The 13,989-nt window shown below is 52.6% G+C and carries 14 protein-coding genes; 4 read left to right on the top strand and 10 right to left on the bottom strand.

Translation table 11 applies throughout. From position 1 onward, the window contains the following. The first annotated feature begins 24 nt into the window (after positions 1 to 24). Positions 25 to 546: a flavodoxin FldB gene (fldB, locus tag EAS44_RS05445; RefSeq protein WP_001055874.1), complete on the top strand. Its 522-nt coding sequence runs from the start codon at positions 25 to 27 to the stop codon at positions 544 to 546. Between the two features lie 39 nt (positions 547 to 585). Here the strand turns inward: fldB and ygfX are convergent, their stop codons facing one another. Both ygfX and sdhE read right to left on the bottom strand, forming a co-directional pair. Next, positions 586 to 993: a protein YgfX gene (ygfX, locus tag EAS44_RS05440; RefSeq protein ID WP_000244781.1), complete on the bottom strand. Its 408-nt coding sequence runs from the start codon at positions 991 to 993 to the stop codon at positions 586 to 588. Beyond that, positions 974 to 1,240, bottom strand: coding sequence for an FAD assembly factor SdhE (gene sdhE, locus EAS44_RS05435; RefSeq protein WP_000354046.1), 267 nt, complete (start codon positions 1,238 to 1,240; stop codon positions 974 to 976). Before sdhE ends, ygfX begins: the two co-directional genes overlap by 20 nt. Before the next feature lie 242 nt (positions 1,241 to 1,482). On the opposite strand from sdhE, the gene ygfZ reads away from it, so the two are divergent. Continuing rightward, a complete protein-coding gene (ygfZ, locus tag EAS44_RS05430; protein ID WP_000886078.1) occupies positions 1,483 to 2,463 on the top strand; it encodes a tRNA-modifying protein YgfZ in 981 nt (326 codons plus the stop codon). Between the two features lie 76 nt (positions 2,464 to 2,539). Here ygfZ and trhA read toward each other — a convergent pair whose 3' ends face one another. Together trhA and yqfB are read right to left on the bottom strand one after the other, a co-directional pair. Continuing rightward, a complete protein-coding gene (gene trhA / locus EAS44_RS05425) occupies positions 2,540 to 3,199 on the bottom strand; it encodes a PAQR family membrane homeostasis protein TrhA (RefSeq protein ID WP_000250274.1) in 660 nt (219 codons plus the stop codon). 163 nt (positions 3,200 to 3,362) lie between these two features. Continuing rightward, the gene (yqfB, locus tag EAS44_RS05420; protein ID WP_001182956.1) at positions 3,363 to 3,674 is read right to left on the bottom strand and encodes a N(4)-acetylcytidine aminohydrolase; all 312 of its coding nucleotides are present in this window, start codon (positions 3,672 to 3,674) and stop codon (positions 3,363 to 3,365) included. Between the two features lie 44 nt (positions 3,675 to 3,718). Here yqfB and bglA point away from each other — a divergent pair, with 44 nt between their 5' ends. Beyond that, the gene (bglA, locus tag EAS44_RS05415; RefSeq protein WP_001350137.1) at positions 3,719 to 5,152 is read left to right on the top strand and encodes a 6-phospho-beta-glucosidase BglA; all 1,434 of its coding nucleotides are present in this window, start codon (positions 3,719 to 3,721) and stop codon (positions 5,150 to 5,152) included. A 165-nt stretch (positions 5,153 to 5,317) separates the two neighbouring features. On the opposite strand, the gene gcvP is transcribed toward bglA, so the two are convergent. The 3 genes from gcvP to gcvT all read right to left on the bottom strand — a co-directional run bounded on the left by gcvP (position 5,318) and on the right by gcvT (position 9,816). After that, positions 5,318 to 8,191, bottom strand: coding sequence for an aminomethyl-transferring glycine dehydrogenase (gcvP, locus tag EAS44_RS05410; protein ID WP_000195072.1), 2,874 nt, complete (start codon positions 8,189 to 8,191; stop codon positions 5,318 to 5,320). Positions 8,192 to 8,308: 117 nt separating this feature from the next. Next, positions 8,309 to 8,698, bottom strand: a complete 390-nt coding sequence (gene gcvH / locus EAS44_RS05405; RefSeq protein ID WP_001305302.1) for a glycine cleavage system protein GcvH — start codon at positions 8,696 to 8,698, stop codon at positions 8,309 to 8,311. Between the two features lie 23 nt (positions 8,699 to 8,721). Then, a complete protein-coding gene (gene gcvT / locus EAS44_RS05400) occupies positions 8,722 to 9,816 on the bottom strand; it encodes a glycine cleavage system aminomethyltransferase GcvT (RefSeq protein WP_000068706.1) in 1,095 nt (364 codons plus the stop codon). Between the two features lie 290 nt (positions 9,817 to 10,106). Here gcvT and EAS44_RS05395 point away from each other — a divergent pair, with 290 nt between their 5' ends. Beyond that, complete coding sequence (locus tag EAS44_RS05395; RefSeq protein ID WP_122083101.1) at positions 10,107 to 10,190, top strand: hypothetical protein; 84 nt, start codon at positions 10,107 to 10,109, stop codon at positions 10,188 to 10,190. 73 nt (positions 10,191 to 10,263) lie between these two features. Here EAS44_RS05395 and ubiI read toward each other — a convergent pair whose 3' ends face one another. Genes ubiI through pepP form a run of 3 tightly spaced genes read right to left on the bottom strand, consistent with a single transcriptional unit; the run spans position 10,264 to position 13,989 of the window. Beyond that, complete coding sequence (ubiI, locus tag EAS44_RS05390) at positions 10,264 to 11,466, bottom strand: FAD-dependent 2-octaprenylphenol hydroxylase (RefSeq protein ID WP_001192198.1); 1,203 nt, start codon at positions 11,464 to 11,466, stop codon at positions 10,264 to 10,266. 22 nt (positions 11,467 to 11,488) lie between these two features. Then, on the bottom strand, positions 11,489 to 12,667 hold the full coding sequence (ubiH, locus tag EAS44_RS05385) for a 2-octaprenyl-6-methoxyphenyl hydroxylase (RefSeq protein WP_001263844.1): 1,179 nt from the start codon (positions 12,665 to 12,667) through the stop codon (positions 11,489 to 11,491). Next, a complete protein-coding gene (gene pepP, locus EAS44_RS05380) occupies positions 12,664 to 13,989 on the bottom strand; it encodes a Xaa-Pro aminopeptidase (protein ID WP_001280378.1) in 1,326 nt (441 codons plus the stop codon). Before pepP ends, ubiH begins: the two co-directional genes overlap by 4 nt.

The raw sequence follows: 13,989 nt of genomic DNA, 5'->3' as shown, positions 1-13,989 counted from the left end.
CAGCAGAATCGAGAAGCTTACGTTATGAATATGGGTCTTTTTTACGGTTCCAGCACCTGTTACACCGAAATGGCGGCAGAAAAAATCCGCGATATTATCGGCCCAGAACTGGTGACCTTACATAACCTCAAGGACGACTCCCCGAAATTAATGGAGCAGTACGATGTGCTCATCCTGGGTATCCCGACCTGGGATTTTGGCGAAATCCAGGAAGACTGGGAAGCCGTCTGGGATCAGCTCGACGACCTGAACCTCGAAGGTAAAATTGTTGCGCTGTATGGGCTTGGCGATCAACTGGGATACGGCGAGTGGTTCCTCGATGCGCTCGGTATGCTGCATGACAAACTCTCGACCAAAGGCGTGAAGTTCGTCGGCTACTGGCCAACGGAAGGATATGAATTTACCAGCCCGAAACCGGTGATTGCTGACGGGCAACTGTTCGTGGGTCTGGCGCTGGATGAAACTAACCAGTATGACCTTAGCGACGAGCGTATTCAAAGCTGGTGCGAGCAAATCCTCAACGAAATGGCAGAGCATTACGCCTGATGTCACTGACGGCTTAGCGCATATGCTTTGCCGTCATTTTTATCTTTGCGTCTCTTGTTGCAACAAAATCCGCCGTAAATCCCGCCATTCGGCTTCGTCCATGCTGTCGGCTGCCAGCCATAAATGTTGCCGTTTACCGCTATCAGAACGTAAACGCAGCATCATGCCGCTCTTAATCATCCACGGCGCTTTGACGATGCTCCACTCCTGCCCTTGCCAGCGCAAACGCCCGTCCATCAACAGGCGAATTTCCCCCTGGCGAGCATTAATGCGCCGCTGGCTGCGAACGCAATCAAACACCACCAGCGAAAGTAACACCATCCATAACGGGGTGTAACTGAGCGGCCAGGGCATGAGTAAAATAACAGCGGCAACCAGCCCATGAATCAGCAAGGAAAGCCACTGTGCGCGCCAGGAGACGCGCAAATCAGATTGCCACAGGACCACGTTCCCGGTTCCGTGTCTGGATGAGTCGGACCATCATTTCCAGTTCTGCATCGGCTGGTTTACCGTGATTCATCAGCCAGTTAAACAGGTCCGGATCGTCACATTCCAGCAGACGAATAAAGATGCGTTTTTCGTCATCGCTTAAGCTGTCGTACTCATGTTCGAAAAACGGCATGATTGAAATATCGAGTTCGCGCATACCACGGCGGCATGCCCAATGAATGCGGGCTTTGTTGTTAATGTCCATCTTCTTCCTGTCTCACGAAAATCCAGTACCCGGCTATTGTAACGTGTTTTTCGACTTCTTTTACGGGAATATCAGTAAACACAATCGCGATCGCGAAATTAATTCACAACAATTCAAGGGCTTCATTTTTTTGGAAGTCGCCTCGCAGAAGGCACAGATCGCGTAGTGAAAGCACTTGCATTGCCTCATAGCTCTTTTACCATTAGTTATTAATACGCCGTTAAGCAACTCAGGACTCTATTATGGCTTTTACACCTTTTCCTCCCCGTCAGCCTACGGCTTCTGCCCGTTTGCCACTGACGCTGATGACGCTTGATGACTGGGCGCTTGCCACTATTACTGGCGCGGACAGCGAAAAATATATGCAAGGCCAGGTGACAGCAGATGTCAGCCAGATGACTGAAGATCAGCACCTGCTCGCCGCCCATTGCGACGCCAAAGGTAAAATGTGGAGCAATTTACGTCTGTTCCGCGACGGCGATGGCTTTGCATGGATTGAACGGCGCAGCGTGCGTGAACCGCAGCTGACTGAACTGAAAAAATATGCGGTGTTCTCTAAAGTGACCATCGCGCCAGACGACGAGCGTGTGCTGCTTGGTGTTGCCGGTTTTCAGGCGCGCGCCGCGTTGGCAAATCTCTTTAGTGAACTACCTTCGAGAGAAAAACAGGTAGTCAAAGAAGGCGCGACCACGTTGCTATGGTTTGAACACCCGGCAGAACGTTTCCTGATCGTAACCGATGAAGCTACTGCCAATATGCTGACCGATAAACTGCGCGGTGAAGCGGAACTGAACAATAGCCAACAGTGGCTGGCATTAAACATTGAAGCGGGTTTTCCGGTGATTGATGCCGCCAACAGCGGGCAGTTTATCCCCCAGGCGACCAACCTCCAGGCGCTGGGCGGTATCAGCTTTAAGAAAGGCTGCTATACCGGACAAGAGATGGTGGCGCGAGCAAAATTCCGTGGTGCCAACAAACGCGCGCTCTGGTTGCTGAAGGGTAGCGCCAGCCGACTGCCGGAAGCTGGTGAAGACTTAGAGCTGAAAATGGGCGAGAACTGGCGTCGTACCGGTACGGTGCTGGCTGCGGTCAAACTGGAAGATGGTCAGGTTGTGGTGCAGGTTGTCATGAATAACGATATGGAACCGGACAGCATCTTCCGCGTGCGTGACGATGCGAATACATTGCGTATCGAGCCACTGCCATATTCGCTGGAAGAGTAAATCTCTGTATCGCATCAGGCATTTATCGCCTGATGCGACACTGGTGTGTCTTTTCAGGCCTACAAAGGCACGCCAATTACGCCTGCCCAATATACAAATAGATCGCCAGAAAGTGGCACACACTACCGCCGAGCACAAAGCCGTGCCAGATGGCATGATTGTATGGAATGCGCTTGCAGACGTAGAAAATCACCCCGAGCGAATAAACCACACCGCCTACCGCCAGTAAGGTAACGCTGCCCGCCGCGAGCTTAACTGCCATTTCATAAATTACCACCAGCGACAGCCAGCCCATCGCCAGATAGGTCACCAGAGATAAAATTTTGAATCGGTGCGCGATGGTCAGTTTAAACAGAATACCCAGCAATGCCAGGCTCCAGATAACAATCATCAACCCGCGCGCTAACGGAGAATCCAGCCCCACCAGCAAAAACGGCGTATAGGTTCCGGCAATCAACAGATAAATGGCACAGTGGTCAAATTTCTTCAGCCACATTTTTGCCCGTTGATGGGGAATGGCGTGATAGAGCGTCGAAGCGAGGAACAGCAGGATCATACTGCCGCCATAGAGGCTGTAACTGGTTATCGCCGTGGCGCTGGCATTGAGATCCACCGCCTGAACCAGTAGCAACACCAGCCCAACGATACCAAACACCAGCCCAATGCCGTGACTGACGCTGTTGGCAATTTCCTCTGCCAGCGAATATCCCTGCTTAATGAGGGGCTTCTGAACCATAACTTACTCCGGAAAAACGTACACGCACATGTATACCTCTCCAGCGTAACTGAGAATAGTTCCAGTGAACACCTGTTAGCTAAAATAAATTCTGATTTGAGATTAATCTCCGAAAAATCATAAAATTAAATGCGAAATTTCAACTAACAGGCGTGAGTTCAATTTAAAGACATTTAAATTCAATCACATAAAACTGTGTCTGGTCGGGATAGATGTCGGCAATGACCTTTTTCAGTTCAGTCAGGGTCATATTTTCCTGCTCTGCATGTTTTTCCGTCAGCGTATCCAGCGTTACGGTTGAGGTTGCGGTGACTTCAATCGTGCAAAAATAACCGTCATCTTCAAAACGTCCGACACGAAGCACATCACCCGTTTTGAAGTGCGATTCAGACTCGTCGCGGATGGTGATGGTTTTACGCCCAGCCAGAATGTCATCCTGGAAACGTTGAAAAAAAGTGATGTCGTTTGGCTGCATGGTACTATTTCCTGTAAGAATTGACTCATCTGGAGCCTATGATAGTGAAAAAACTCACCTTACCGAAAGATTTCTTATGGGGCGGCGCAGTTGCCGCTCATCAGGTCGAAGGCGGCTGGAACAAAGGCGGCAAAGGGCCGAGCATTTGTGACGTTCTGACCGGTGGCGCACACGGCGTGCCGCGCGAAATCACCAAAGAAGTTGTGCCTGGCAAATACTATCCAAACCATGAAGCCGTTGATTTTTATGGTCACTACAAGGAGGACATCAAGCTATTTGCCGAAATGGGCTTCAAATGTTTTCGTACTTCCATCGCCTGGACGCGCATTTTTCCAAAAGGCGATGAAGCTCAGCCAAACGAAGAAGGGCTGAAGTTCTACGATGATATGATCGATGAACTGCTGAAATACAACATCGAACCGGTGATCACCCTCTCCCACTTTGAAATGCCGCTGCATCTGGTGCAGCAATATGGTAGCTGGACCAACCGTAAAGTGGTTGATTTCTTTGTCCGTTTCGCGGAAGTGGTATTTGAACGCTATAAGCATAAAGTCAAATACTGGATGACCTTCAACGAAATTAACAACCAGCGTAACTGGCGTGCACCGCTGTTCGGTTACTGCTGCTCCGGCGTGGTGTATACCGAGCATGAAAACCCGGAAGAGACGATGTATCAGGTGCTGCATCACCAGTTTGTCGCCAGCGCCCTGGCGGTGAAAGCCGCGCATCGCATCAACCCGGAGATGAAAGTCGGTTGTATGCTGGCGATGGTGCCGCTCTATCCTTACTCCTGTAACCCGGACGATGTGATGTTTGCCCAGGAGTCGATGCGCGAACGTTACGTCTTTACCGATGTGCAGTTGCGTGGCTATTACCCGTCCTATGTGTTGAACGAGTGGGAACGCCGCGGATTTAACATCAAAATGGAAGACGGCGATCTGGATGTACTGCGCGAAGGCACCTGCGATTATCTCGGCTTCAGCTATTACATGACCAACGCGGTGAAGGCCGAAGGCGGCACCGGCGATGCGATCTCTGGTTTTGAAGGCAGCGTACCGAACCCGTATGTTAAAGCGTCTGACTGGGGCTGGCAGATTGATCCGGTTGGTCTGCGTTACGCGCTTTGCGAGCTGTATGAGCGTTACCAGAAGCCGCTGTTTATTGTCGAAAACGGTTTTGGCGCTTACGACAAAGTGGAAGATGATGGCAGCATCAATGACGATTACCGCATTGACTACCTGCGCGCCCATATTGAAGAGATGAAAAAAGCGGTGACTTACGATGGCGTGGACCTGATGGGCTACACGCCGTGGGGCTGCATCGACTGTGTGTCGTTCACCACCGGGCAGTACAGCAAACGCTACGGCTTTATCTATGTGAATAAACATGACGACGGTACTGGCGATATGTCGCGTTCACGTAAGAAGAGCTTTAACTGGTACAAAGAGGTGATTGCCAGCAACGGCGAGAATCTGTAATTAGCCGATGTGCCTGATGTGCTCCGCTCATCAGGCCTGGCACTCTTTTAATATATTGAGCTCGCAATATTTTATATTACGCCTCAGCCGAAACACACAAAGCGCACTTTATTAACAAGCGAAAAAGGCGCCGAAGCGCCTTTATAAGATAGTCGAATCAGTAAATTACTGGTATTCGCTAATCGGTACGCAGGAGCAGAACAGGTTACGGTCGCCGTAAACATCATCCAGACGTTTCACGGTCGGCCAGTATTTGTCTGCCACACCTGCCGGGAATACTGCAACTTCACGACTGTACGGATGCGCCCACTCGGCGACCAGTTCGCTCTGAATGTGCGGCGCGTTCACCAGCGGGTTATCTTCCAGCGGCCAGACACCGGCTTTCACCTGGTCAATTTCTGCGCGGATAGCCAGCATCGCATCGATAAAGCGATCCAATTCCACTTTGCTTTCAGATTCAGTCGGTTCAACCATCAGCGTACCCGCCACCGGGAACGACATGGTCGGCGCGTGGAAACCGTAGTCGATCAGGCGCTTGGCAATATCCAGCTCGCTGATGCCGGTTTCTTCTTTCAGCGGGCGAATATCGAGAATACATTCGTGCGCCACGCGACCGTCGCGACCGGTATACAGCACCGGGAAGGCATCCTGCAGACGGCTGGCAATATAGTTGGCGTTAAGAATTGCCACCTGGCTTGCTTTTTTCAGCCCTTCTGCGCCCATCATGCGGATGTACATCCAGCTGATTGGCAGGATAGAGGCACTACCGAACGGTGCCGCAGAAACCGCGCCCTGACGGGTTAACATGCCTTCGATTTGCACCACGCTATGACCCGGTACAAACGGAGCCAGATGCGCTTTCACACCGATCGGTCCCATACCCGGACCACCACCGCCATGCGGAATGCAGAAAGTTTTATGCAGGTTAAGGTGGGAAACGTCCGCACCAATAAAGCCCGGCGAGGTGATGCCAACCTGAGCGTTCATGTTCGCGCCATCAAGGTAAACCTGACCGCCGAACTGATGCACGACTTCACACACTTCACGGATCGTTTCTTCATACACGCCGTGGGTAGAAGGATAGGTCACCATGATACAGGAGAGGTTATCGCCCGCCTGTTCCGCTTTCGCGCGCAGATCAGTCAGATCGATGTTGCCGTTTTTATCACACGCCACAACCACCACCTGCATTCCTGCCATATGCGCGGAAGCCGGGTTAGTGCCGTGCGCAGAAGCCGGGATCAGGCAGATATCGCGATGCCCTTCGTTGCGGCTTTCATGATAATGACGAATCGCCAGCAGGCCCGCGTATTCGCCCTGTGCGCCAGAGTTCGGCTGCATACAAACGGCGTCGTAACCGGTCAGTTTCACCAGCCAGTCAGCCAGCTGCGCGATCATCTGCTGATAACCTTCAGCCTGTTCTGGCGGGCAGAACGGGTGCAGTTCGGCAAATTCCGGCCAGGTGATCGGGATCATCTCGGCGGCGGCGTTCAGTTTCATGGTGCAGGAACCCAGCGGGATCATCGCCTGATTCAGCGCCAGATCTTTACGCTCCAGCGAGTGCATATAGCGCATCATTTCGGTTTCGCTGTGGTAGCGATTAAACACCGGATGGGTGAGGATTTCGTCGTCGCGCAGCATCGCAGCCTGAATAGAGCGACTGTCGTGAGCCACGTCTTTGTCCAGTGTGTCGATGTCCAGCCCGTGGTTATCGCCCAACAGCACGCTGAAAAGCTGCATCACGTTTTCGCGCGTGGTTGTTTCATCAAGGGTGATCCCAACCGCGTTCAGAATATCGCTACGCAGGTTGATTTCAGCTGCTTCGGCACGCGCCAGCACGCCCGCTTTGTCGACCACTTCCACACACAAAGTATCGAAATAGTGCGCATGGCGCAGCTTCAGACCTTTTTGTTGCAGGCCCGCCGCCAGGATATCGGTCAGACGGTGGATGCGGTTAGCGATACGTTTCAGGCCAACCGGGCCGTGATAAACGGCATACAGGCTGGCGATGTTTGCCAGCAGTACCTGGGAAGTACAAATGTTGGAGTTCGCTTTCTCACGACGAATATGTTGCTCGCGAGTCTGCATCGCCATGCGCAGAGCGGTGTTGCCAGCTGCATCTTTCGATACACCGATAATACGGCCCGGCATTGAGCGTTTGTATTCGTCTTTCGCCGCAAAGAATGCCGCGTGTGGGCCACCGTAGCCCATCGGTACGCCAAAGCGTTGCGCCGAACCAAAAACAATATCCGCGCCCTGTTTACCTGGCGCAGTTAACAGCACCAGCGCCATAATATCGGCGGCAACGCTGACCACAATTTTGCGTGATTTCAGTTCGCTAATAAGCGCGGTGTAGTCGTGAATTTCACCAGTAGTGCCGACCTGCTGTAACAGCACGCCGAAAACGTCCTGATGGTCGAGCACTTTTTGCGCGTCATCGACAATCACTTCAAAACCAAAGGTTTCGGCACGAGTACGGACCACATCCAGCGTTTGCGGATGAACGTCAGAAGCAACAAAGAAGCGGTTGGCATTTTTCAGTTTGCTGACGCGTTTCGCCATCGCCATTGCTTCTGCGGCAGCGGTGGCTTCGTCAAGAAGAGAAGCAGAGGCCATATCCAGCCCGGTTAAATCCAGCGTTACCTGCTGGAAGTTGAGCAGTGCTTCAAGGCGGCCCTGGGAGACTTCAGGTTGATACGGAGTATACGCGGTATACCAGCCCGGATTTTCCAGCATGTTACGCAGGATAACCGGCGGTAGCTGCACGGCGGTGTAACCCATGCCGATGTAAGACGTGAAGCGTTTATTGCGACTGGCAATAGCCTTGAGTTCTGCCAGTGCGGCGTATTCGGTCGCCGGTGCGCCAACCTGCGGCGGAGTCGCAAGCTGAATATCTTTCGGCACAATCTGGCCGGTCAGCGCGTTTAACGATTGTGCGCCAACGGCATTCAGCATTTCTTGCTGTTGCGCGGCGTCCGGTCCGATATGGCGTTCAATAAAAGCGCCGCTGTTTTCAAGCTGGCTTAACGTCTGTGTCATGAGCGATGGTTCCTGAAACGTGCAGTGAATTGTGAACCTCTCTCCTTGCGAAGAGAGTGAGGGTGAGGCGTAAATTTCCTCACCCTGATCCTCTCCCGCAGAAGAGGAATAAAGCCGTTACTCGTCTTCTAACAATGCTTCGTATGCGGTTGCATCCAGCAGTGATTCCAGTTCGCTTTCATCGCTGGCTTTGATTTTGAAAATCCAGCCGCCTGCATACGGTTCGCTGTTCACCAGTTCCGGGGAATCGCTCAGTGCATCGTTTACCGCCACGATTTCACCGCTTACTGGCGCATAAATGTCTGACGCCGCTTTTACCGATTCGGCAACCGCGCAGTCATCGCCCGCGCTAACCGTTGCGCCCACTTCCGGTAGGTCAACAAACACCATATCGCCTAACAGCTCCTGAGCGTGTTCGGTGATGCCAACGGTGTAAGTGCCGTCGGCTTCTTTACGCAACCATTCGTGTTCTTTGCTGTATTTCAGTTCTGCTGGTATGTTGCTCATCAATCAATCTCCAAAAAAGTAAATCACGCGACGGCTTTGCCGTTACGCACAAAAACAGGTTTCGTCACTTTAACCGGCATTTCACGGTTGCGAATTTGCACAATCGCCGTTTCACCAATACCTTCCGGCACGCGCGCCAGCGCAATGCTATAACCCAGCGTTGGGGAGAAAGTACCGCTGGTGATAATGCCTTCATGCTGGTTGCCCTGCGCATCAGTAAAACGTACCGGCAGTTCATTACGCAGCACGCCTTTTTCGGTCATCACCAGACCAACCAGTTTTTCTGTGCCATGTTCACGCTGCGCTTCCAGAGCTTCACGACCGATAAAGTCACGATCTGCCGGTTCCCAGGCGATAGTCCAGCCCATATTGGCGGCTAAAGGAGAAATAGTTTCGTCCATCTCCTGGCTATACAAATTCATGCCCGCTTCCAGACGCAGCGTGTCACGCGCGCCCAGGCCACATGGCTTAACGCCAGCTTCCACCAGCGCGCGCCAGAAATCGGCCGCTTTTTCATTGGGCAGCGCAATTTCGTAGCCCGCTTCACCGGTGTAACCGGTGGTGGCAATAAACAGATCGCCCGCCTGCACGCCAAAGAACGGTTTCATCCCTTCCACCGCCTGACGCTGGGCGTCATTAAACAGTGTGGCAGCTTTTGCCTGCGCATTCGGCCCTTGTACGGCGATCATGGAAAGGTCATCACGAACAGTAATTTCGATGCCGAAAGGTTCAGCGTGTTGGGTAATCCAGGAGAGGTCTTTTTCGCGGGTAGCGGAGTTAACAACGAGGCGGAAGAAATCTTCAGTAAAGTAGTAGACGATGAGATCATCTATCACACCGCCAGAGGCATTCAACATCCCCGAGTAAAGGGCTTTGCCGCTTTTGGTGAGCTTCGCCACATCGTTCGCCAGCAGATAACGTAGAAACTCCCGGGTGCGGCTGCCGCGAAGATCGACGATGGTCATATGTGACACATCAAACATTCCGGCATCGGTACGTACCGCATGATGTTCGTCGATTTGCGAACCGTAATGCAGCGGCATCATCCAGCCGTGGAAATCCACCATGCGAGCGCCGCAAAGCGTGTGTTGTTCGTACAAAGGAGTCTGTTGTGCCATCTTGTCCTCATTGAATAAGCGGGGCTGACAACTTTTCCATGGCGAAATTATCACCACGAAACCCAGCATCGGAGCCACTCCCGGTCCCCAACGCAATCGTTCTCTTTTGCCTGAACTTACCACCGAAACAGACTGTTAACCATAAGGTAAAATTGATCATCACATTAGCTTATGGTTAAAAAACGCCAAAATCGCAACAGAATAAAAAACCAAAAAATGAACAAATCTCTATATAAAGATAAATAGATGAGAAAGTTAATTTGAATAAGACAACATTAAGAACTAAAAAAATGTCAAAAAACACTAAATCAAAAATTCGTGGCATTAGAAAATATAATGCGAAATCGCAGGTGAAATTAGTTTATTTCAAATGAGGAAAATCTCCCGGCGAAAAAACCGGGAGATGAAAGTGTGATGGGTATCAAATAAACAGCAGAAGAGAAATATTTAACGCAGCCATTCAGGCAAATCGTTTAATCCCATTGCCTGACGAATAAGTTGTGGCTTAACGCCAGGAAGCGTATCAGCCAGTTTCAGACCAATATCACGCAGCAATTTTTTCGCCGGATTAGCCCCGGAAAACAGATCGCGGAATCCCTGCATACCAGCCAGCATCAGCGCCGCGCTGTGCTTGCGGCTACGCTCATAGCGACGCAGGTAAATGTACTGCCCGATGTCTTTACCCTGACGATGCAACCGTTTCAGTTCAGCAATCAGCTCTGCAGCATCCATAAAGCCGAGATTTACCCCCTGCCCCGCCAACGGGTGAATGGTATGCGCGGCGTCGCCCACCAGCGCCAGACGGTGCGCGGCAAACTGGCGCGCATAACGCCCCGTTAGCGGGAACACCAGGCGCTCACTTTCAACCTTGCATAAGCCCAGGCGATTATCAAAAGCGATATTTAACGCGCGATTAAATTCGTCTTCACTAGCCTGCTGCATCCGCAGCGCTTCCTCTGGCGACAGTGACCAGACAATCGAGCAAAGATACGGATCGCTAAGCGGTAAAAAGGCCAGAATGCCTTCGCCATGGAAAACCTGCCGCGCCACCGCATCATGCGGTTCTTCCGTGCGAATGGTCGCCACCAGCGCGTGATGCTGATAATCCCAGAAAGTCAGCGGAATATCGGCTTTGTTGCGCAACCAAGAATTAGCGCCGTCTGCGCCAATCACCAGACGCGCCGTTAACATGCTGCCATCTTTCAACGTCAGGAAGGTTTCATTTTCTCCCCAGGCGACCTGCTGTAATTCTGCGGGGGCCAACAGAGTGATATCTGACGACTGCCGGGCTTTGTTCCACAGCGCGTAGTGAATCACTGAGTTTTCAACGATATGCCCAAGATGACTATAGCCCATGCTTTGATCGTCAAACGAAATGTGACCAAAACTGTCTTTGTCCCACACTTCCATACCGTGATAACAACTGGCCCTACGAGAGAGAATGTCCTGCCAGACGCCAAGACGGGTGAGTAATTTTTCGCTGGCGGCATTGATAGCCGAAACGCGCAGTTGTGGTGGTGCATCCGCCGCCAGAGGTTCCGGTACGCGCTGCTCCAGTACGGCAACGCGTAAGCCGCTCCCCTGTAAGCCGCAGGCAACCGCCAGCCCCACCATGCCGCCACCAACAATGGCTACATCAACACTTTGCATTGTTTATTCCTTAAAACCGCCTTCAACGCGCCACCCAACCGAGGGTGCGCTGCGCCAGCACATCGCGTGCCGGGGTAAATAATTCCATCGTCATCAGCCCGATGTTGCGCCCGACAACCAGCGGGGTCCACCGGTTGGCAAAAAGATGTACAAGGCTGTCCGTGACGCCGATGGTTGCTTCGCGATCGCTCTGTCGACGCTGCTGATAACGGCACAATACGCCGTAATCACCCATGTCTTCTCCGCGTTCCTGCGCCTGAGTCAGGGTTTCCGCAAGGCTCATGACATCACGCATACCGAGGTTAAATCCTTGCCCGGCGATGGGATGCAGAGTTTGCGCCGCATTGCCCACCAGCACGGTACGATGGGTAATAGGTTTGGCGGCGCGGGTTAGCGCTAGCGGATAAGCACTGCGTTTACCGGCATGAGTAATTTTCCCAAGTCGCCAGCCAAAGGCCGACTGGAGTTCACGGCAAAACTTCTCGTCGCTCCACGACAGCACCTCTTCGCGCCGTTCCAGTGGATGACACCAGACCAGCGAACAGCGTCCGTCAGACATCGGCAACATCGCCAGCGGGCCATGTTGCGTAAAGCGTTCAAAAGCGCGCCCTTCATGCGCAACGGAAGTCGCAACGTTGGCAATCACAGCCAGTTGTTCGTAAGGCTCCTGCTGCCAGTCAACGCCGCACACGGTGGCTAACGCTGAATGGGTGCCATCAGCGGCTACCAGCACGCGGCCCGTCAGCGTCTCACCACTCTCCAGCGTCACTTCAACGTGGCTCTGAGTACGGGCAACGTTAGCCACGCGATCAGGGCAATGCAGCGTTACGCCAGGTGCTTTGCGCAGCAATGCAAACAGCCGTTGCCCGACATTGTGCAATTCGACAACCTGCCCCAGCGCCGCCAGTTGGTAATCTTCTGCGGCGAGGGTGACAAATCCAGCGTGACCACGATCGCTGACATGCACTGTGGTGATGGCAGTTGCGCAATCAGCCAGAGATTGCCAGACGCCGATGCGCGCCAGTTGCTGACAGGTACCCGCCGCCAGCGCAATAGCTCGTCCATCAAAGCCCGGATGCGCATGTGACTCTGGCGCGGTCGCTTCAATCAAATGTACTGGCAGCGCCCCGTGACTTAACCGGGAAATAGCCAGCGCCAGCGTCGCGCCCGCCATGCCGCCACCGACGATGATTACTCTCATTGCTTTCTCGCAGCTGCCATCAACGCTTCGATTTCTTCCGGCTTTTTCACCACGCTGGCGGTGAGGTTTTCATTACCGGTTTCGGTAATCACAATATCGTCTTCAATACGAATGCCGATACCGCGATACTGTTCTGGCACTTCTGCATCCGGCGCAATATACAGCCCTGGTTCTACGGTCAGAACCATACCCGGTTCCAGAATACGCGAGCGATCCTGACCATAAACACCAACGTCATGAACATCCAGTCCTAACCAGTGGCTAAGGCCATGCATAAAGAAAGGACGATGGGCGTTCTGAGCGATCAGTTCATCAACTTCACCTTTCAGGATGCCGAGTTTTACCAGACCGCTAACCATGATGCGCACCACTTCACCAGTGACTTCCTGAATGGAAGTTCCCGGACGATACAGGCGCAGGCTGGTTTCAAGAGACTCCAGCACAATGTCATAGATTTCACGCTGAGCCTGAGTGAATTTGCCGTTGACCGGGAAGGTGCGGGTAATGTCGCCAGCGTAACCTTTGTATTCACAACCCGCGTCAATCAACACCAGGTCACCGTCACGCAGTTCACACTCGTTTTCGGTGTAGTGCAAAATGCAGCCGTTTTCACCGCTGCCAACAATGGTGTTATAGGAAGGGTAACGCGCACCGTGGCGGTTAAATTCGTGGTGAATTTCGCCTTCCAGATGGTACTCGAACATCCCCGGACGGCATTTTTCCATCGCCCGTGTATGCGCCAGTGCGGTGATTTCACCCGCGCGGCGAAGTACGGCAATCTCTTCTGGTGATTTGAACAGGCGCATTTCATGAACAACAGGACGCCAGTCGATCATCGTTGCCGGTGCGGTGAGATTTTGCCGCGAACCTTTACGCAGTTTCTCAAGCGCGCTGTTCACGATTTCATCAGCATATGCATGTTCGCCCTGGGCGTGGTAAACCACATCCAGACCATTAAGTAGTTGATAAAGTTGCTGATTGATTTCGCTGAATGCCAGTGCGCGGTCAACGCCCAGTTTCTCTGGCGCGGCATCCTGGCCTAAGCGACGACCAAACCAGATCTCTGCCGTCAGGTCGCGAACGCGGTTAAACAAAACGCTGTGGTTATGAGTGTCATCGCTTTTAATCAGCACCAGCACCGCTTCCGGTTCGTTAAAGCCGGTGAAGTACCAGAAGTCACTGTTCTGACGATAGGGGTATTCGCTGTCGGCGCTACGTGTTACTTCTGGTGCAGCAAAAATCAGCGCGGCGCTGCCGGGTTGCATTTGCTCTACCAGGGCCTGACGGCGACGCTGAAATTCTTGCCGGGATATATCACTCAT

The sequence above is a fragment of the Escherichia coli DSM 30083 = JCM 1649 = ATCC 11775 genome, assembly GCF_003697165.2.
Classification (GTDB): Bacteria; Pseudomonadota; Gammaproteobacteria; order Enterobacterales; family Enterobacteriaceae; genus Escherichia; species Escherichia coli.
This window is presented reverse-complemented; position numbering and strand designations above follow the sequence as displayed.

What these genes read in the sequence shown, in the direction of transcription:
- ygfZ (WP_000886078.1), top strand. Translation starts at nt 1,483, where the DNA reads ATGGCTTTTACACCTTTTCCTCCCCGTCAGCCTACGGCTTCTGCCCGT.
- sdhE (WP_000354046.1), bottom strand. Translation starts at nt 1,240, where the DNA reads ATGGACATTAACAACAAAGCCCGCATTCATTGGGCATGCCGCCGTGGT.
- EAS44_RS05395 (WP_122083101.1), top strand. Translation starts at nt 10,107, where the DNA reads ATGTCAAAAAACACTAAATCAAAAATTCGTGGCATTAGAAAATATAAT.
- ubiI (WP_001192198.1), bottom strand. Translation starts at nt 11,466, where the DNA reads ATGCAAAGTGTTGATGTAGCCATTGTTGGTGGCGGCATGGTGGGGCTG.
- ubiH (WP_001263844.1), bottom strand. Translation starts at nt 12,667, where the DNA reads ATGAGAGTAATCATCGTCGGTGGCGGCATGGCGGGCGCGACGCTGGCG.
- gcvP (WP_000195072.1), bottom strand. Translation starts at nt 8,191, where the DNA reads ATGACACAGACGTTAAGCCAGCTTGAAAACAGCGGCGCTTTTATTGAA.
- fldB (WP_001055874.1), top strand. Translation starts at nt 25, where the DNA reads ATGAATATGGGTCTTTTTTACGGTTCCAGCACCTGTTACACCGAAATG.
- gcvH (WP_001305302.1), bottom strand. Translation starts at nt 8,698, where the DNA reads ATGAGCAACATACCAGCAGAACTGAAATACAGCAAAGAACACGAATGG.
- trhA (WP_000250274.1), bottom strand. Translation starts at nt 3,199, where the DNA reads ATGGTTCAGAAGCCCCTCATTAAGCAGGGATATTCGCTGGCAGAGGAA.
- gcvT (WP_000068706.1), bottom strand. Translation starts at nt 9,816, where the DNA reads ATGGCACAACAGACTCCTTTGTACGAACAACACACGCTTTGCGGCGCT.
- yqfB (WP_001182956.1), bottom strand. Translation starts at nt 3,674, where the DNA reads ATGCAGCCAAACGACATCACTTTTTTTCAACGTTTCCAGGATGACATT.
- pepP (WP_001280378.1), bottom strand. Translation starts at nt 13,989, where the DNA reads ATGAGTGATATATCCCGGCAAGAATTTCAGCGTCGCCGTCAGGCCCTG.